The following is a 17,618-nucleotide window of genomic DNA, read 5'->3' as shown; positions in this document are numbered from 1 at the left end:
GAGCAGTGCACGAGCGTCGTGCGCGGAGCGTCCGCTCACTCGAGCGGCCGGGCCCCCAGCTCCGACTTGAGCAGTTCCAGCGCCACCTGGTCCGGGTCGAGCCGCTGCTCGGGGTTACCGGTACGCGCATCGGCCACCATCTCCGCGCGCTCGTCGGGCGGGATGTCCTCGTCGGCACGTGGCGGCTCGGGCTCCTCCGGTTCGGCAACCGGTTCCGGCGCGGGCGCCGGTGTCGCCGACTGGTCTCGTGCGCGACTCGGACGTGAGTACGACTGCCGCGCCTTGGCCGGCTGCTTCGACGGCGGTGCGGTGGCCGTACCCGTGGGAGCGGCGGCACCCGGCGCCTGATGCACCGTCCGTACGTCGAGTTCGGTACCGAAGACCTCGGTCAGCGCCTCTCGGATGATCGTGACCGCGTGCGGCGCGGACAACCGCCCGACCAGCACCTCCACCGGATGCGAGAGCACCACGGTCGTTCCGTCGACGTCGGCGATGACCGCCGCCGACAGCATCGGCTCCAGGCTCTTGGAACGTTCCCGCACCGCGGCCCGGAATTCCTGATACCGCTTGCGAACGGAGTCGGCGTCGAGTCCCGCGGGCGCCTCGGGTTCGGGTTCGGGCTCCGGTTCCGGCGTGGGTTCGGCCGGGCGGGCGCGGACCGGCGTCACGTCCGGCGGCGGGACCTCGTACTCGTCGACGGGCTCGTCGGGCAGCGGGATGTCGTCGTACGGGGACGTCGACGCGGGTTCGGCGGCCGGTTCCGGCGAGGGCGCCTCCCGAGGGCGCGACGGTGGCTCGGGGGCGGATGGAGTCCGCTCGGCCCGCGAACGGGGCTGCGCGGGCGTCTCCTGGGCCGGGACCTCGACCAGGGTCGGCGCCTCCTCGTCCGACGTCGTGCCGTCGGCCGCCGCCGGATCGACCTCGACCGCCTCGTCAGACGGCGGTTCCGCGATCAGCTCGTCGAACATCGATTCGTCGTCGGCAGGGCCTTCGGCCGATTCACCGACCGCCAGGTCCTCGGTGGGAACCGTGGAGTCGACGACCGCACCGTCGAGGGATGTTCCCTCGTCCGCCACCGGTTCGGATGGTTCAGGTTCCGATGCAACAGGCTCCGCTGTAACCGGCTCCGGGACAACCGCTTCTGCGGCAACCGGTTCCGGGACAACCGGTTCCGGGACCTCGGGCTCCTCGACGACAGGAGCGGCCACCGCAGCCGGCGCGTCCTCCTCCCGACGAGGCGCGGGTTGAGCGGTGTCGGCCTCCACTGCCTCGGCAGCCGCGCGGTCGGAGTCCTCTGCGGCCTTGGCGTCTTCGATCGCCTTGCGTTGCGACGGCCGCACGAACTTCGGCTCCGGTTCCGGCTCAGCCGGTTTCGCGGGTATAGGGATCGACGTCGTACCGATTCCCGACTCGAGCCGTTCGAGCCGCTGCAGCAGCGCCGCGTCGTCGGCGGAGACCGCGGGTAGCAACATCCGCGCGCACATCACCTCGAGCAGCAGTCGTGGCGACGTGGTGCCCCGCATCTCCCCGAGCGCGTTGTGCACGATCTCGGCGAATCTGGTCAACGACGCCGGGCCGAGGGTCTCGATCTGGGTGCGCATCCGGGCGAGCTGGTCACCTGGCGCTTCGACGAGCCCGCGGTCCGCGGCATCCGGAACCGCTTGCAGCAGAATCAGATCGCGGAGCCGCTCGAGCAGGTCGACGGCGAACCGCCGCGGGTCGTGTCCGGCGTCGACCACCTTCTCCACGGTGCCGAACAACGCCGACCCGTCGGCGTCGGCGAGTGCGTCGACGGCGGTGTCGATCAGCGCGACGTCGGTGACGCCGAGCAGGGCCAGAGCACGCTCGTAGGCGACCCCCTGATCGTCGGCCCCGGCCAGCAGTTGATCGAGGATCGACAGCGAGTCGCGCGGGGACCCGCCGCCCGCCCGGATGACGAGCGGGTACACCTCGGGGGCCACCGTCACGCCCTCGCGCTCGCAGATCTTCTCCAGCAGGCCACGCATGACCGGCGGCGCGAGCAGCCGGAACGGGTAGTGGTGGGTTCGCGACCGGATGGTCGGGAGCACCTTCTCGGGTTCGGTGGTCGCGAAGACGAAGATCAGATGCTCGGGCGGCTCCTCGACGATCTTGAGGAGCGCGTTGAAGCCCGCGTTCGTCACCATGTGCGCCTCGTCGACGATGAACACGCGGTAGCGCGACTCGGCGGGTGCATAGAACGCGCGGTCGCGGAGTTCGCGGGTGTCGTCGACACCGCCGTGACTCGCGGCGTCGAGTTCGATGACGTCGAGGTTGCCCGGGCCGCCCGGCGCGAGGGCCACGCACGAGATGCAGGTTCCGCACGGCGTGGAGGTGGGCCCCTCCACACAGTTCAGCGAACGAGCCAGGATTCGCGCCGACGACGTCTTGCCACACCCCCGGGGACCGGAGAAGAGATATGCGTGATTGATGCGTCCGGAATCCAGCGCGCGGCTCAACGGATCGGTGACATGCTCCTGCCCCACGACGTCGGCGAAGGTAGCCGGGCGATAGGTGCGATACAGAGCCACGCGTCGAGACTACCGGCGACCCGTGACACTCGATGAGTGTGCCTCACACTGGCGGAGGGGGCCCCTGATCCGGTGTCTCGTTGACGGGTTCGCCATCGGTTCCGACCAGGTCATCGGCCATGCCGTGGGCGTGGTCGGTTCGATCGGACGCACCCTCGGCCTCGCGTGGTCCGGACCCGTCCGCGTCTGTCTCTGCCTGTCGCCGGTCCTCGCCCCCGGAGCTGCCCGCGTCGCCGGTCGGCAGGCCGCCGTCGGCGATGACAGCGGCCGCCACGCCGGCCGGGATGATCGGGTCGGAGGACGTCGACGACGTCTCGCGGCTGCCGACCATCCGCAGGCCGACGATCGTGGCGACCAGCACCCCGAGATACGCCCAGAGATACGGGCTGACGGTGAACCAGTTGAGCCACGTGATGTGCGTCTTGACGTACAACCCCGTGTAGTAACCGTCGGGGATCAGGGCGGGCACATGCGTCGGCCACGGGAACGCGAGGAGCACCAGCGCCGCCACACCCGCGCCTGCCCACAGCCTCGGCGCGCGCGGGCGCCGGACGTCGAGGACCAGGTGGACCCCGATGACCAGGACCGGGATGAACCAGACCCAGTGATGGCCCCACGACATCGGCGACACCACGCACGCGGTCATGCCGACGATGCTGACGGCCAGGAGTTCGTGGCCATGTCGATGTGCGTACGTCGCCACCGCGAAGCCGACCGCGAGCACCGCCAGCACCACCACGAACCACAGCAGCGTCGGCGGATTGTCGGTGTCGAGATGGTTGGCGAGCATGCCCCGGAGGGACTGGTTGCCGCGCAACTGCGCCGACCCCACCCGGTCGGACTCGAACAGTTTGCCCGTCCAGTACGACCACGAGTCCCCCGGCAACACCACGAACCCGACGAGCACGGTGGTCGCGAAACCGCCGACGACACCGGCAAGAGCACGCCAGTTCCGCTGCACGAGGAAGTACCCGGCGAAGATCAGCGGGGTGAGCTTGATACCGGCCGCGACGCCGGTCCAGAACCCCTTGAGGCGTCCACCGTCCGGACGCGTCAGGTCGGCCAGGATCACGAGCATCAGGAAGACGTTGATCTGGCCGTACCAGATGGTCGTGCGCACCGGCTCGAAGAGCATCGCCACCGCCACCAGCGACGCCGCGATCACCCGCAGCGGCCAGGTCACCGGCCGGCCCAGGCTGCGAAAGCTCAGCATGATCACGAGGTAGAGCGCCACGACGACGCCCGCGGTCCACAGCGGCCGCGCGAGGTCGAAGGACATCCAGGCCAGCGGGGTGAAGAGCAACGCCGAGAACGGCGAGTAGGTGTAGTCCAGGTCGCCGACCATCTTGACGTCGTACAGGCTGACGCCGTTGGTCACCGACCGCGCACCCGCCTGGTACACGGCGAGGTCGATCTGATTGTTCAGCAAACCCCAGAATTGGGCGCCCAAGGGTACGACGACATCCTGGAGTGCCAGTGCGATGACCCCCACGACGGCGAAACCGGTTGCGAGAAGAACCGGCCTGGGCAGATTCACGATTTGAAAGCCTGTCACAAAGTGGCGTGCACGCCAGCGCACTCGCCGGAGAATGAGAGCAATCTAACGCCGCAGTCGGCGCGTTGCCGGTGTGTCGGCGTCGTCCGCGCCACCCGCGGCCGCGATGTCGGCGGCCGCGGCGCGGGCGAGAGGTCAGCTGGACCGGGCGAGCAGGGTCTCCGCGGCGGCCAGCAGGACGCAGGTGGACACCCCGTCCATGGCGGCACGCAGGTCGTCGGTGTTCGGGAACGTCGGCGCGAGGCGGATGTTCTGATCGCGCGGATCGGTCTTGTACGGGAATGCCGAGCCGGCACCGGTGAGCGCGATACCCGCCTCTTTCGCCAGCTCGATGGTGCGTCGTGCAGCGCCGTCGACGACGTCGAGGCTGATGAAGTAACCGCCCTCCGGCTCCGACCAGGACGCGACCTTCGACTCCGAGAGCCGATCTTCGAGGATGTCGAGGACGAGCTGGAACTTCGGGGCCAGGATCTCCCGGTGGCGGGCCATGTGCGCCCGCACGCCATCGGCGTCGCCGAAGAATTTGAGGTGACGCAGCTGATTGACCTTGTCGGGCCCGATGGTCTTCAGCGACAGGTACTTGCTGAACCAGGCCAGGTTCTCCGGCGACGATCCGAAGAAGGAGACGCCCGCGCCGGCGAAGGTGATCTTCGACGTCGAGCCGAGGACGTACACGCGGTTCGGGTGCCCGGCCTCCGCCGCCATGTCGAGGATCGGCAGGGCCGTCGGCGGGGTCTCCACCAGGGTGTGGACGACGTAGGCATTGTCCCAGTAGATCCGGAAGTCCGGCGCCGCGGACATCTCGAGCAATCCCCGTGTGACCTCCTCGGAGAAGGTGACACCGGTCGGGTTGGAGTAGGTCGGCACGGCCCACATGCCCTTGATGCTCGGATCGGCGGCCACGAGTTCGGCGCACACCCGGACGTCGGGACCGTCGGGCAGCATCGGCACCGGGATCATCTCGACGCCGAGGCTCTCGGTGATCGCGAAGTGGCGGTCGTAACCGGGCGAGGGACACAGGAACTTGATCGGCTGACGTCCCCACGGCTCGTCGGAGTCGGCGGTGCCGTGGAGCATCCCGAACACGGTGAGGTCGTGCATGATCTCGAGGCTCGAGTTGCCGAGCGCGATGAGGTTGTCAGGGTCGACGGCGAGGAGTTCGCCGAAGATCCCGCGCAGCTCGGGGAGTCCGTTGAGCCCGCCGTAGTTGCGGGTGTCGGTGCCCGCGCCGTCGCGGTACTCGTCGCCGGGCAGGGACAGCAGTCCGTTGGAGAGGTCGAGCTGCTCGGGGGCCGGCTTGCCGCGGGTGAGGTCGAGCTTGAGGCCCAGAGCACGCAGCGACTCGTACTGCTTGGTCAGATCCGCCTGGGTGTCGCGGAGCTGGTCGGCACTCATCGAGTGGAAGTTCAACGTTGGCCCTCTCGCGGCTCGACGCCGGTGCGGGTGGCCGACGCCGCAGACCTAGAAAAAGTGAATCGGATATAGGGGACCCCGCGCACCCGAGAGAGCCCGTTGACCCTTGCTGCCTTCCGGCCCTGGGGGAGTTCACAGGATGCACGCCGCGCGGGATCCGTCGTCCAGTGTAGCGAGGGGTTCCGGCGGCATGAGCAGGGGTCCTCGAAGCCGTTCCGGAGGCCGGTCGGGTCAGGGAAACGACGAAGGTCCGCGGTGCACCCGGCGTGCGGGCGTCACTGCGGACCTTCGGTGGCGGAGGATAGGGGATTCGAACCCCTGAGGGCTGTTAACCCAACCCGCGTTCCAGGCGAGCGCCATAGGCCACTAGGCGAATCCTCCAACGTCGAGATGATAGCCGCCGAGCGTGCGCACACCCAAACCGTCCGGCGGGCGTAGGCGACCGCTAGGGTCGACGACATGGCGGATTCCTCTCCTGTCGTTGTCGTCGGAGCCACCGGAGGGCAGGGCGGCGCCGTGCTCGACGCGCTGCTCGAGGCCGGTTTCCCGGTCCGGGCGGTGGTCCGCGATGCGGTCTCGTCGAAGGCCGCCCGCCTCGCCGACCGGGGCGTCGAACTCGCGGTCGGCGACATCGTGAGCGGCGCCGGTCTCGCCGAGGCCTTCGCCGGTTCGGCCGGAGTCTTCGCCCTGACCACGCCGTTCGAGTCCGGCGTGGAGGCAGAGATCGCTCAGGGCACGGCGCTGATCCAGGCGGCCACGTCCGCGTCGATCCCGTACCTGGTGTTCTCCTCGGTCGCCTCGGCCGATCGGCACAGTGGGGTTCCCCACTTCGATTCCAAGTTCGAGGTCGAGAAGATGCTCGCGGACACCGACATCCCGCACACCATCGTCGGTCCGGCGTACTTCTTCGACAACCTCCTCGGCGGTGCGGACGCACTGGCGGCGGGCGTCATGCCGATCGCGATGCCCGCGGACAAACCGCTGCAGCAGCTCTCCCGGCGCGACCTCGGCCGGTTGGTCGCCGAGCTGTTCGCTGCCCCCGACGTCTACGTCGGACAGCGCATCGACCTCGCCTCCGATCAGCCGACGCCGGCCGAGATGGCGCGCATCATCGGCGAGGTCCTCGGCACCGCGGTCACAGCGGAGTCCTACGACCCCGAGCGCATCGAGTCCGAGGACATGCGGGCGATGTTCACCTTCCTGGGCGGCCGCGGGTACGAGGTCGACATCCCCACGCTCCACCGCCGCTTCCCAGATGTGGGCTGGCAGAGCTTCGCCACCTGGGCCGCGGAGGCGCTCCGCTGAGCTGACCGCACTCGTCAGTCATCCGTCGCTGCGCCGGTTGCCTTTCTCGTCCCAGTGCTCGGCGACCTTCTTGCTCGGCTGCACGCGCGGCGGCTCTCCCGGCATCTTGGGGTAGCTGGGCGGATAGGGCATGTCGCCCAACCCGTTTGCGTCATCGGCCTGCACCATCTCGAGCAGCTTCTCGATGCCGCGCCGATGGTCGGCGATGTCGGCCCACGGGTCGCCGCGATCCGCCAGGAGCTTCGGGACGGTCGCGATGGTGCAGTCGTCCGGGTCGACGTCGGCGAGTTCGTCCCAGGTGACCGGCGTCGAGACCCGCGCACGGGCGCTGCGTCGCACCGAATACGGTGACGCCATCGTGCGGTCACGGGCATTCTGGTTGAAGTCGATGAAGATCCGTTCTCCCCGTTCCTCTTTCCACCACGACGGGGTGACGGCGTCCGGGTCGCGGCGTTCGAGTTCGCGGGCGATCGCGATGACGCAGCGTCGGGTGGCGATGAAATCCCACAGCGGTTCGATGGGCACGTACACATGCACTCCGCGCCCGCCGGAGGTCTTCACGAAACCGGCGAAGCCCAGTTCGTCGAGCAGGGGCTTCAATCCCTCGAGCGCCACCCGCCGGACGTCCTCGAAGGTCGTGCCGGGCTGCGGGTCGAGGTCGATGCGGAGCTGATCGGGATGGTCGTTGTCGGGGTGCAGGGTCGGCCAGGTGTGGAAGGTGACGGTGCCCAGGTTCGCGCCCCACACGAGATCCGCGGGCACCGTGGGCCGGATCGCATCGCCGGTTCGCTTCGAGGGGAACACGATCGGGGTGGACTGCACGTGCTCGGGCCGCTTCTTCGCGATGTGCTTCTGGTAGATCTCGTCCCCCTCGACGCCGTCGGGGAACCGCTGGAGGAAGGTCGGCCGGTCGCGGGTGGCGCGCATCAGCGGACCCTCGCTTCGGTCGTCGACGCCCAGGGCCACGGTGCGGTAGTACCCGACGAGATCGCGCTTGCGGCCACCGTTTTCCCCGAGTTCGGGGAAATAGATCTTGTCCGGGTTGCTCATCCGGACGGCGATGCCGTCGACGTCGAGTTCTTCGGCGGGAGAACGAGATGCCATGGTCATTCCCCTTCGAGGACGTCGTGGAGGTCGTAGGTCAGCGGGACGTCGAGCTGGTCGTAGCCGCAGCTGCGTGGCTCCCGATCGGGTCGCCATCGAAGGAACTTCACCGTATGCCGGAACCGGTGGTTCTCCATCTGGTCGTAGGCGAACTCCGCGACCAGTTCGGGTCGGATCGGGATCCACTCCCCCGACTTCTCCGACCGCCACCGCGTCGGTTCACCCGGTGATGCATTCTCCGGGTCCAGCCGCATCGGCTCGAACATCTGCTGCAGCTCGATCCGCTTGGCGTCGGAGAAGGCACCCGCCCCGCCGACCATCCGCAATTCGCCGTCGTCGCCGTACAATCCGAGCAGCATCGAGCCGATCCCGGTTCCCGACTTGTGGATTCGATACCCGAAGATCACACAGTCCGCGGTCCGCTTGTGTTTGATCTTCAGCATCTCGCGCTTGTTCTCGACGTACACGCCGTCGAGTCGTTTGGCGACGACACCGTCGAGTCCGGCCCCTTCGAAGGCGGAGAACCAGTCCTCGGCGACCGCCGGGTCCCTCGTCACCCGGCTGACATGCACCCGACGATCCCGCCCGCCCGGACCGACGGCCCGCAGCAGGGCCTCCCGGCGCACCTCGAAGGGCTCGGCCATCACGTTCGTCGACTCCAGCGCCAGCGCGTCGAATCCGATGAAGATCGCCGGGGTCTTCTCCGCGAGCATGGTGACGCGCGATTCCGCCGGATGAATCCGCTGCGCGAGCGAGTCCCAGTCGAGCCGATGGGTGTCGCCGATGAGCGCGGGAACCCCGATCTCGCCGTCGAGGACCACCTTCTCGGGCAGTTCCTCCTTCACCGCCGCGACGATCTCGGGGAAGTACCGTGCGAGGTCCTTCCCGCCACGCGATCCGATCGAGACCTCGTCGCCGTCGCGGAAGATCAACGCGCGAAATCCATCCCACTTCGGTTCATACGACCACGCCACCGAGCCGTCCGGCTGTGGCGGCACGCTGGTCACCGCCTTGGCCAGCATCGGCGCAACAGGCGGCATGACCGGGAGATCCATGAAACTCATCGTTCCTCACTCGTCGACGCGACCGCAACGCCAACGCGCCGCCGCGTACCCGGCGGTCGTCGTCCGGGCCGCACAGGCAGACCGGTCCCGGCGCCGATTCTCATCGCCGGCGGTAACCTCGACGCGATGTCGACGCAGCGAGCGGGCCGGTATGCGCCCTCCCCCTCCGGGGACCTCCACGTCGGCAACCTGCGGACCGCCCTGCTCGCCTGGCTCTTCGCGCGCACCACCGGCCGGCGGTTCCTGATCCGCATGGAGGATCTCGACCGGGCGGCTCCGGGCGCCGACTCCCGGCAGCTCGCCGACCTCGCGGCCCTGGGCATCGACTGGGATCCGCCTGTCGTCCACCAGACCGACCGGATCGGCACGTACCGCTCGGTCATCGACGGCCTGCGCGAGGACGGTCGCACCTTCGAGTGCTTCTGTACCCGCCGCGAGATCCTCGAGGCGCCGTCCGCGCCGCACGCACCACAGGGCGCCTACCCCGGCACGTGCCGCGATCTCACCGCGGCCGAGCGCGACGAACGCCGTGCCGTCCGGCCGCCGGCCATCCGGCTCCGCGCCGACGTCGAGGTGTTCGGCGTCGACGACCTTCTGCACGGCCCTTACTCAGGCACGGTCGACGACTTCGTACTGCAGCGCAACGACGGCACCCCGGCCTACAACCTCGCGGTCGTCGTCGACGACGCCGCGCAGGGAGTCGACCAGGTCGTCCGCGGTGACGACCTCTTGTCGTCGGCGCCCCGGCAGGCCTACCTGGCGACACTGCTCGGGGCGATCCCGCCGACGTACGCGCACGTCCCGATGGTGCTCAACGCCAACGGGATACGACTCAGCAAGCGGGACGGGGCGGTGACGCTGGCCGACCTCGCCGCCGACGGCGTCCCGACGTCGACGGTGCTGTCCCGCATCGCCCATTCGCTCGGCATCGCGGATCGCGACGAGCCCGTGACCCTCCCCCTGCTTACCGATCGTTTCGACCCGGCCGCCCTTCCGCGGGAACCGTGGTTCCTCACCTCCGACGAGTGGACTTAGCGGCCCACTTCCCCGCTCCCTAATCCGAAAGAACGCATGACCCCTGCTCCCTTATCCGAAAGGATCACACACCCATTGGTCCCTGAGGTGCGAGGAGCGCAAGCGACGAGCCACGAAGGGCCAGTGACGCACGCTCGTCAACCCTCCTACGCCGTGGTGGCCAGCAACCGCTGCAGCACGTCGTTGAGGGTGATGAGCCCGACCGCACGGCCGCCATCGGTGACCAGCGCGAGGTGGGCGCGCTGTTCCCGCATGGCGGTGAGCGTCTCGTACACCGGCTGGGCCGACTCGACGCTCAGGACCGGGCGCATGAGGTCAGCAGCGGTGGCGCCCGGCGAGGCACTCAGACTGTCGCGCACGTGCACGACGCCGCGGACGGGCGCACCGGCCGCATCGTCACGCACGAGCAGTCGTAGGTGCCCGGACGTCCGGCCGGCCGTCTGGATCCGATCGGCGTCAGCGGTCGGATCGACGACGGCCAGATGGTCGTTGGGTGTCACGACATCGCCGACGGTCAGCGACTCCAGTTCCAGCGCGCTCGTCAGGTGAGCGTGATACCGCTCGTCGAGCGTGCCCACGGTGGCCGAGTGCTCCACCAGGTGTCGCAGGGCGTCGCTGTCCTGTCCGGTCGCGACCTGATCCACCGGTTCGACACCGACGCGCTTGAGGCACCAGTTGGCGAGGTGGTTGAGCTGCACGATGAGCGGGCGCGTGACCCACATGAAGGCGCGCATCGGCAGGGCGAGCATGATCGCCGACTTCTCGGGGTGCGCGATGGCCCACGACTTCGGCGCCATCTCGCCGACGACGAGGTGCAGGAACGTGACGAGGATGAGGGCCAGGACGAAGCCGATCACGTCGGCCGACCAGTACGGCAGGCCCCAGCCGGCGAACAGCGGCGTGAGCCAGTGGTGCACGGCGGGTTTCGTGATCGAGCCCAGTGCGAGCGTGCACACCGTGATGCCGAGCTGCGACCCGGCGAGCAGTACGGACAGTTCCGACGCGCTGCGGAGCGCCGCACGGGCGCTGCCGCTGGTCGCGGCCGCATCCTCGAGCCGATGCCGACGAGCGGCGATCAGGGCGAATTCGACCGCGACGAAGAAGGCGCTGGACACGATCAGGGCCGCGGTGACGGCCGCGACGACCCACGGGTTATCCATTGTCGCCCTCCTGTCCGTTCTCGGCCGGGTGCTCGGCGCCGGTGGTCTTCCCGTCTGTGACCTTCTCTGTCGGCGCAACGCTCATCGACAACAGTGCGGGCACTCGCTTGTCCACCTCGAGCACCGTGGCCCGGACGGTGCGGGGTTCCGCCTCGTCGTCGTCGAGCAGGGTCGACGGGTCGGGGTCGATCGTGATGGTCACCGTGTCGCCGACCTCGGGGAGCCCGACGAACTCGGCGATCACGAGTCCGGCCATCGTCTCGTAGTCGCCTTCGGGGAGATCCCAGCCGACGGTCCGGGAGACCTCGTCGACGTGTGCGTCACCTCGCACGCGCCAGCCCTCGGGGCTCTCCTCGATCGCGACGGTCGCCTCGGAGTCGTGTTCGTCGTCGATCTCGCCGACGAGTTCTTCGGCGATGTCCTCGGCGGTCACGACGCCGGCGAAGCCGCCGTATTCGTCGATGACCACGGCCATCTCGTCGTGTGCGGCCGCGAGGTTCTCCAACACCTCGGGCAGCGGGAGCGTCGAGGGCACCACGACGGCGGGACGACTGAGGTCGACTGCGGTGGCCTTCGGATCAGCCTGCGGGGGTTGTTTTTTCAGCGCGTAGCTCCACTCGAGGAGGTCCTGCAGGTGGATCACGCCCCGCACCTCGCCGTCACCACCTGCGAGGACGGGGTAACGCGTGTGGCCGGTACTCATCAGCGTCAGCACGTCACCGGCAGGCAGATCCGCGTCGACGTGATCGGTGTTGGGGCGCGGGATCATTGCGTGTTCTGCTGTGCGCGTCGGGAACTCGAGCACACGGTCGAGCAGGACGGACAGATCGTCGGGCAGGTCGCCCGCGTCCCGGGACTCGGCGACGATGTGCTCGAGGTCGCGCACCGACGCCGAATGCTCGACGTCGTGGACGGGTTCGATGCGCAACGCGCGGAGCAACACGTTCGACGACTTGTCGAACAAGGCGATGAGCCAGCCGAACACGGCGAGGTAGATCGTGGTCGATCGCGCGAGCGACCGTGCGACCGGCTCGGGCCGTGCGATGGCGAGGTTCTTGGGGAACAGCTCGCCGAAGACCATCTGCACGACGGTGGAGAAGATGATCGCGATGATCGTGCCGATCGCGACACCCACGCCCACCGGGATGCCCACGCCGCCGAGCAACTCGCCGACGCCGGAACCGATCAGGGGTTCGGCGACGTAGCCGACGAGAAGGCCGGTGACGGTGATGCCCAGCTGCGCGCCGGAGAGCATGAAGGACGTGCGGCGGGTGACGGCGAGCGCGCGTTTCGCGGCGGCGTCGCCTGCTTCGGCACGGGCTTTGAGGCGGGACCGGTCGACCGCCATGTAGCCGAATTCCTGGGCCACGAAGTAACCGGTGAGGGCGGTGATCAGGAAGACCACCAGGATTCCGAGTCCGATTCCGAGGACGGTCAGCATGTGACCGTCCCGGTGTCGGTGCCGGGCGGAACTCCCGGATCATTCAGTTCACAACTGGGGGCCGACGGGTGTCGTCGACGTTTTCGGCGCTTTCCGCGTCTCATCGTCTCTCTCGCTGGTGCTCGGGTGTTCCATACCGGGTGCCGAGCGCTGAGGCATGTGGGTAAATGTCCGGTATGAGGTCCCAACGTACCCAACTCGCCGCTTGTTCCGCGAGACGGCCGGCGATCGTCGGGGTCGGCCGGGGGGTCGACACGCGATGCCGATGAGCGCCTCGTCGCTGCGTGAGCAGGTCGCCGAAGCCGCTCGACGTCTGGCCGCCGAAGGCCTGCTGATCGGCACCGCCGGAAACGTCTCGACCCGCGTAGACGACCACGTCGCGATCACCGGGACCGGGGTCGTCCTCGCGGATTGTTCAGCGGCCGACGTCACAGTCGTGTCCCTCTCCGGCGACGTCGTGGACGGGTCGGTCGCGCCGTCCACGGAGCTCGACCTGCACCTTCGCGTCTACGAGCGGACGAGTGCCCAGGCGATCGCGCACACTCACGCACCCTTCGGCACCGCGGTCGCCTGCGTCAGCGGGCTGACGTCGCTGCCGGTGCTGCACTATCAGCAGCTCGGCCTCGGCGGCGCGATCCCGATCGCGCCGTATGCGACATTCGGCAGCCCGGAACTGGCCGACATCGTCGCCGACGCACTGGTCGACACCCAGGTCGCGCTGATGGCGAATCATGGTTCGGTGGCACGGGGCTCGAGCCTGGCCGACGCCGTGGAGAATGCGCTGCTGCTGGAGTGGCTGGCCACTCTCTTCCACCGGACCTGCAGCATGGGCCGGCCCCGTGAGCTGACCGCCGACGAGCAACAGTCCACCGTCGCCCAGGCGATCCGACTGGACTACGGGACGCCCCAGGAGAAACGCACGTGACACCCACCTCGCCATCGACCGTCCCGCTCACGATCGCGACCGTGGGCGTCCACGTGCTCGACATCCACGTCGTCGGGATCGAGGCCATTCCCCAGGGCTCCGACGGCGCGCTCGTCGAGTCCATCGGCTTCTCCGCAGCCGGTACCGCGGGCGGCACCGCGCTCGTCTTCGCCCGGCTCGGCGCCACGGTCCGAACCCACGGTGCGATCGGCGCCGACTCGATCGGGCGTTCGCTGACCGCCTTGCTCGACGCCGAAGGCGTCGACACACGCGGGCTCGTTCCGAAGGCGGGGGTCCAGACGTCGTCGTCGGTCATTCCCGTGCGGCCCAACGGGGACCGTCCCGCCTGGCACTGCATCGGCGCCAACGCGCAGTTCGTACTCGCCGACCTCGATCCCGGCGCGTTCGACGGGCTCGATCACCTGCACCTCGGCGGCCCCGAGTTCCTCGGCGGTCCGGTGGCCGCCGAGCTCCTGAGCCGAGCCCGCGACCGCGGGATCACGACGTCGGCGGACCTGCTGTCGGGTGGCGACCCCGGGCTTCTCGAATGGATCGGCGACGCGCTTCCCCACATCGACTACCTGATGCCCAACGACGAACAGACCCGTGGGCTGACCGGTTCGAAGGACCTCACGGACGGTGCACGCGGGCTCGTGGACCGTGGCGTCGGATGCGTCGCGCTCACCCGCGGCGCCGACGGCGCACTGGTCGTGACCGGCGACGACACGATCGCACTACCGGCGTACTCGGTGGACGTGGTCGACACCACCGGCTGCGGCGACGCGTTCTCCGCCGGTTTCATCACCGGCCGGCTCCGCGGGCTCGGCCTCGCCGACTCCGCCGAACTCGGTTGCGCGGTCGCCGCGCACGTCACCCAGGGCATCGGGACCGCCGCCAACTCCTACGACCTCGACGCGATCGAGACATTTCGGCGGGCCCACGCCGCCGACTGAACACTCGCCCGACCGACCGCCGGTTTCGCCGACTCCCCCTCGGGTAGGCGATCACCACGGTTGCCGACAGGACGGGAGAGGTGCTCGACCGCTTCGGCTCCATCGACGTATGGGTGAACAACGTCGGTGTCGGAGCGGTCGGATACTTCTGGGACATCCCGATCGAGGACCACGCCCGCCTCGTCGACGTGAACCTCAAGGGGTTGATCTACGGCGCACACGCGGCGCTGCGCGTCTTCCGGTCACAGGGTGGTCGCGGCACGCTGGTGAACGTCGGTTCGGTCGACAGCGCGGTGCCCATCGCGCTCCAGAACACCTATGCGGCAACCAAAGCGGCGGTCCGCAGCCTCGGACACTCGTTGAGCGAAGAGCTACGTATGGCCGGCGACGACGACATCAAGGTGGGCACCATCATGCCGTGGGCGGTGGACACCCCGTGGTGGGTCCGACCCGGACAGCACGGGTGTCTCCGGCGGCATCCGCGAACGGATGGTCGCCGAGGACTCCCGCTGACGCGATTCGACGGTGTGGGCAATTGTCATCGCCTCGGACGTCGGTGACGGTTCTGTGTCAGCACATCGGTGACACTGTGCGTGTCAGGATTTCGGTGACGGCGGTCTTGGTCTTGGTCCAAGGCGTGATGGCGTGGGCCGGGTCAGCCCGACGCCCGCCGCGATGATCAGTCCTATACCGGCGAGGGTTATCGCTGTGAGGTGATCTCCCAGTAGTAGGCCGCCGAGCATCGCACCGATCGCTGGATCGAAGGCGAACAAGGTGGCGACGACGACCGGGCCGGCGAGCCGTAGGCCGATGTAGTCGAGGAGGAAGGCGACTCCGACACCGATGACTCCGATGACGGTCAGCGTCACCCATATGCCGCTCGAACTCGGTGGCGTGTGGGTTATTGCGACGGGGGTGAGCAGTAAGCCGGAAAACCCTACGGCCAGCGCCAGTTCTCCGTAGCCGGCGCGAGACCCGAGGCGGTGCGAGAGCAGTGTGTAGAGCGCCAGCGCGACTGCCGCAAGAGCGCCGGCGAGGACGCCCCAGAATGTTCCCGCGATCGCTTGGTCTGGTCGTGTGACCGCCAGTACCCCGGCCAGGGCGAGGATCGGCCAGACGAGCTGGCGGCGGTCTCGGATTGCCACCGTTGCCAGGACGAATGGCCCGAGGTAGAGCAGGGAGGCCGCCACGCCCAGTGGAAGGCGGTCCACGGCCAAGTAGTAGAGCACGTTCATGCTGGCCATTGCGGTTCCGAGGCCGGCGATGAGTAGCCAGGTTCTCGGGGGGCGGCGTGACAGGGTGGGCCGTAGCAGAACGAGCAGGGCCAGGCCGCCGATGACTTGACGCCACGCGGCGACGCCGGTCGGACCTATCTCGGCGAAGAGCGGCGAGGCCATTGCCGCCGAGCCTTGGATGGCGAAGCAGGAGCCGAATACTGCGATCGCACCGAAGACCCGGGCACGCGTTCGTTGTGCGGCAGGTGGTGGTTCGGAACCGCGAGTGCCGGCGGACGCCACTGACGGGTCACTCACTCGCGACTCGCCGCAACGCGTCGTGCGCGGAACTGCCGCGACTTGTGTTGACCGCCGCACAGACGCATGGAGCACCAGCGCCCCGTGCCGGGTCGCGAAGTGTCCCAGAAGACCCATTGGCAGGAAGGATTGGCGCATGGCTTGAGGCGACCAATCGACCCCGCGCGTTGAGCGACGTACAAGTCGAGTGTCATCTCCGCCAAGAGACTGTGCAGATCGTGCCCATCCAACGCAAAACCGTTCGCGCCGACAAGGAGTCGCGGGCTCGTGCTCCAATCCGGCGTCGCTTCCGGGGTCGAGTCGTGTTCAGGCAGGCTCCACAGCGTGGTGCACCCGACGAGTTGCCGCATTGCCGCGCGGGCCAGACGAACCTCGGGCAGCACGGACTTGTCGGCCCTGACCTCACCGCCGACGTCGGGTAGACCGTGAAGTAGTTGTTGCGCCTGTTCAACGTCGGACAACTGATCGCGGTCGCGGTACAGATCCAGAGAGTTCATGAAGCGGCGGACGCGCTCCAATCCGTCGGGCGCCTCGGCTGAAGGGTCCCAGTCGGCCGCACGCTGAGTAACCATTAAATGAGATTAGCAGGTTACGGCGACCGCCACCTCGGACATGTCGCCGGAGTCGTCGAAGATGACTCGACGATGTGACGAAACCCCCACTTGTTGCGGTTGCAAAGAGTTGCAGCCCTTGACACTTCGCAGTTGCGCAGACAAGCCGCCTGTGGTGAACTCAGCAAGTTCGCTATAGTGAATCACTACTACGAGTCGTTGGATGGGGCGTCTGATGGGGTGGCATCGGTGTGGGTCGCACCGGACACCGGTAGCGGGACTGGCAGCTACGACCGCCATCCCGTTCGGCAACAAAGACTCGCCGGCCCTTCTGCCGGACTGACCGTTGACGGTGTGCACGTCAAGGTCGACGGCTGCCTCGGACCAGTCGCCGTGCGCTCCTACGTCACCGTCGCGATCTCCACCCCACTCAACGACAACACCGTCAACGTCTACGGCAAACCCACTACGTCTAAGGGAGGCGTGTAGCCATGTCCCTCACCGCTTCCGAAACCCGCACCCGAACACCACGACATGCCACCACCCCTCCGCCGGACCAGCCCGCTGACAGGTCAACTCGGCGCTCTGTGGTGATCAGGGGCGTGTTGTTCGTCGCCAATTGCGTGCTGCTGATCACCGCCGCGGCCAACCTCCACCGCCTGGGCGAGTGGGCCGACCGATGGGGACAGATCCCGGTGTACCTCGGCTTCTTCTTCCTCATGTCGATCGCCGGCCGCTGGTTCTGGACCGGCGCCGACGCCATACTCGCGAGAGTCGTCGGCAACCAGTGACCCACACCCCCACCAGCCACACCTCAACATGCCGCGTCCGCACCGCGGCAGCACTTCTCGCCCTGGCAGGCACACTCATCGGCGCGACCATGCCCGCTGCAGCCGGACTCACCGGATCTTCTTCGACGGCACACGCCGACCCGCCATGTGATCAGATGCGCGCCCAATACGGTGCCGGCTGGCCGTGTATCAGCGTGCCCACCTACACAGGGGCCCATGACGGCGGAGACGACATCTAAA

16 protein-coding genes, 1 tRNA gene and 1 other RNA gene are annotated in these 17,618 nt (G+C 68.3%); 7 read left to right on the top strand and 11 right to left on the bottom strand.

The window, feature by feature from the left end; genetic code table 11:
• Nucleotides 1–35 precede the first annotated feature (35 nt).
• The 5 genes from AC3B5T_RS09000 to AC3B5T_RS08980 all read right to left on the bottom strand — a co-directional run bounded on the left by AC3B5T_RS09000 (nt 36) and on the right by AC3B5T_RS08980 (nt 5,898).
• Nucleotides 36–2,549: a DNA polymerase III subunit gamma and tau gene (locus AC3B5T_RS09000; protein WP_488358531.1), complete on the bottom strand. Its 2,514-nt coding sequence runs from the start codon at nt 2,547–2,549 to the stop codon at nt 36–38.
• A gap of 43 nt (nt 2,550–2,592) precedes the next feature.
• Entirely contained in the window at nt 2,593–4,086 is a 1,494-nt protein-coding gene (locus AC3B5T_RS08995) for a glycosyltransferase 87 family protein (RefSeq protein WP_488358530.1), read from the bottom strand.
• 153 nt (nt 4,087–4,239) lie between these two features.
• On the bottom strand, nt 4,240–5,514 hold the full coding sequence (locus AC3B5T_RS08990) for an aspartate aminotransferase type Ic (RefSeq protein WP_488358529.1): 1,275 nt from the start codon (nt 5,512–5,514) through the stop codon (nt 4,240–4,242).
• A gap of 70 nt (nt 5,515–5,584) precedes the next feature.
• Nucleotides 5,585–5,679: signal recognition particle sRNA small type (gene ffs / locus AC3B5T_RS08985), an RNA gene on the bottom strand.
• A 130-nt stretch (nt 5,680–5,809) separates the two neighbouring features.
• Nucleotides 5,810–5,898, bottom strand: a tRNA-Ser gene (locus tag AC3B5T_RS08980).
• A gap of 78 nt (nt 5,899–5,976) precedes the next feature.
• On the opposite strand from AC3B5T_RS08980, the gene AC3B5T_RS08975 reads away from it, so the two are divergent.
• Nucleotides 5,977–6,822 carry an NmrA/HSCARG family protein gene (locus tag AC3B5T_RS08975; protein ID WP_488358528.1) on the top strand — a complete coding sequence of 282 codons (846 nt, stop codon included), beginning with the start codon at nt 5,977–5,979 and terminating at the stop codon, nt 6,820–6,822.
• 18 nt (nt 6,823–6,840) lie between these two features.
• Here the strand turns inward: AC3B5T_RS08975 and AC3B5T_RS08970 are convergent, their stop codons facing one another.
• Both AC3B5T_RS08970 and AC3B5T_RS08965 read right to left on the bottom strand, forming a co-directional pair.
• Nucleotides 6,841–7,926 (bottom strand): DNA polymerase domain-containing protein, encoded by a 1,086-nt coding sequence (locus AC3B5T_RS08970; RefSeq protein ID WP_488358527.1) that lies wholly within the window; start codon nt 7,924–7,926, stop codon nt 6,841–6,843.
• Between the two features lie 2 nt (nt 7,927–7,928).
• The gene (locus AC3B5T_RS08965) at nt 7,929–8,981 is read right to left on the bottom strand and encodes an ATP-dependent DNA ligase (RefSeq protein WP_010844762.1); all 1,053 of its coding nucleotides are present in this window, start codon (nt 8,979–8,981) and stop codon (nt 7,929–7,931) included.
• Between the two features lie 135 nt (nt 8,982–9,116).
• Here AC3B5T_RS08965 and gluQRS point away from each other — a divergent pair, with 135 nt between their 5' ends.
• Nucleotides 9,117–10,025: a tRNA glutamyl-Q(34) synthetase GluQRS gene (gene gluQRS / locus AC3B5T_RS08960; RefSeq protein WP_055476286.1), complete on the top strand. Its 909-nt coding sequence runs from the start codon at nt 9,117–9,119 to the stop codon at nt 10,023–10,025.
• 146 nt (nt 10,026–10,171) lie between these two features.
• On the opposite strand, the gene AC3B5T_RS08955 is transcribed toward gluQRS, so the two are convergent.
• The gene (locus tag AC3B5T_RS08955; protein ID WP_055476287.1) at nt 10,172–11,185 is read right to left on the bottom strand and encodes a hemolysin family protein; all 1,014 of its coding nucleotides are present in this window, start codon (nt 11,183–11,185) and stop codon (nt 10,172–10,174) included.
• Nucleotides 11,178–12,626 carry a hemolysin family protein gene (locus AC3B5T_RS08950; protein WP_010844765.1) on the bottom strand — a complete coding sequence of 483 codons (1,449 nt, stop codon included), beginning with the start codon at nt 12,624–12,626 and terminating at the stop codon, nt 11,178–11,180. Before AC3B5T_RS08950 ends, AC3B5T_RS08955 begins: the two co-directional genes overlap by 8 nt.
• Before the next feature lie 259 nt (nt 12,627–12,885).
• Here AC3B5T_RS08950 and AC3B5T_RS08945 point away from each other — a divergent pair, with 259 nt between their 5' ends.
• Genes AC3B5T_RS08945 through AC3B5T_RS08935 form a run of 3 tightly spaced genes read left to right on the top strand, consistent with a single transcriptional unit; the run spans nt 12,886 to nt 15,064 of the window.
• A complete protein-coding gene (locus tag AC3B5T_RS08945; protein WP_055476288.1) occupies nt 12,886–13,551 on the top strand; it encodes a class II aldolase/adducin family protein in 666 nt (221 codons plus the stop codon).
• The gene (locus AC3B5T_RS08940; protein WP_055476289.1) at nt 13,548–14,504 is read left to right on the top strand and encodes a carbohydrate kinase family protein; all 957 of its coding nucleotides are present in this window, start codon (nt 13,548–13,550) and stop codon (nt 14,502–14,504) included. The genes AC3B5T_RS08945 and AC3B5T_RS08940 overlap by 4 nt, the downstream gene beginning before the upstream one ends.
• 50 nt (nt 14,505–14,554) lie before the next feature.
• Nucleotides 14,555–15,064: an SDR family oxidoreductase gene (locus AC3B5T_RS08935; protein ID WP_442902716.1), complete on the top strand. Its 510-nt coding sequence runs from the start codon at nt 14,555–14,557 to the stop codon at nt 15,062–15,064.
• Nucleotides 15,065–15,100: 36 nt separating this feature from the next.
• On the opposite strand, the gene AC3B5T_RS08930 is transcribed toward AC3B5T_RS08935, so the two are convergent.
• Together AC3B5T_RS08930 and AC3B5T_RS08925 are read right to left on the bottom strand one after the other, a co-directional pair.
• Nucleotides 15,101–16,036 (bottom strand): EamA family transporter, encoded by a 936-nt coding sequence (locus AC3B5T_RS08930; protein ID WP_488358526.1) that lies wholly within the window; start codon nt 16,034–16,036, stop codon nt 15,101–15,103.
• Nucleotides 16,033–16,608 (bottom strand): CGNR zinc finger domain-containing protein, encoded by a 576-nt coding sequence (locus AC3B5T_RS08925; protein WP_055476291.1) that lies wholly within the window; start codon nt 16,606–16,608, stop codon nt 16,033–16,035. Before AC3B5T_RS08925 ends, AC3B5T_RS08930 begins: the two co-directional genes overlap by 4 nt.
• Nucleotides 16,609–16,785: 177 nt before the next feature.
• Between AC3B5T_RS08925 and AC3B5T_RS08920 the strand changes: the two genes are divergently transcribed.
• Both AC3B5T_RS08920 and AC3B5T_RS08915 read left to right on the top strand, forming a co-directional pair.
• A complete protein-coding gene (locus tag AC3B5T_RS08920; RefSeq protein WP_488358525.1) occupies nt 16,786–17,076 on the top strand; it encodes an MspA family porin in 291 nt (96 codons plus the stop codon).
• 98 nt (nt 17,077–17,174) lie between these two features.
• Nucleotides 17,175–17,378 (top strand): hypothetical protein, encoded by a 204-nt coding sequence (locus AC3B5T_RS08915; protein ID WP_084817292.1) that lies wholly within the window; start codon nt 17,175–17,177, stop codon nt 17,376–17,378.
• The last annotated feature ends 240 nt before the right edge of the window (nt 17,379–17,618 follow it).

The sequence above is a fragment of the Gordonia sp. G4 genome (assembly GCF_057770005.1).
The sequence above is the reverse complement of the archived record's forward strand: the minus strand, read 5'-3'. Positions and strand labels throughout refer to the sequence as shown.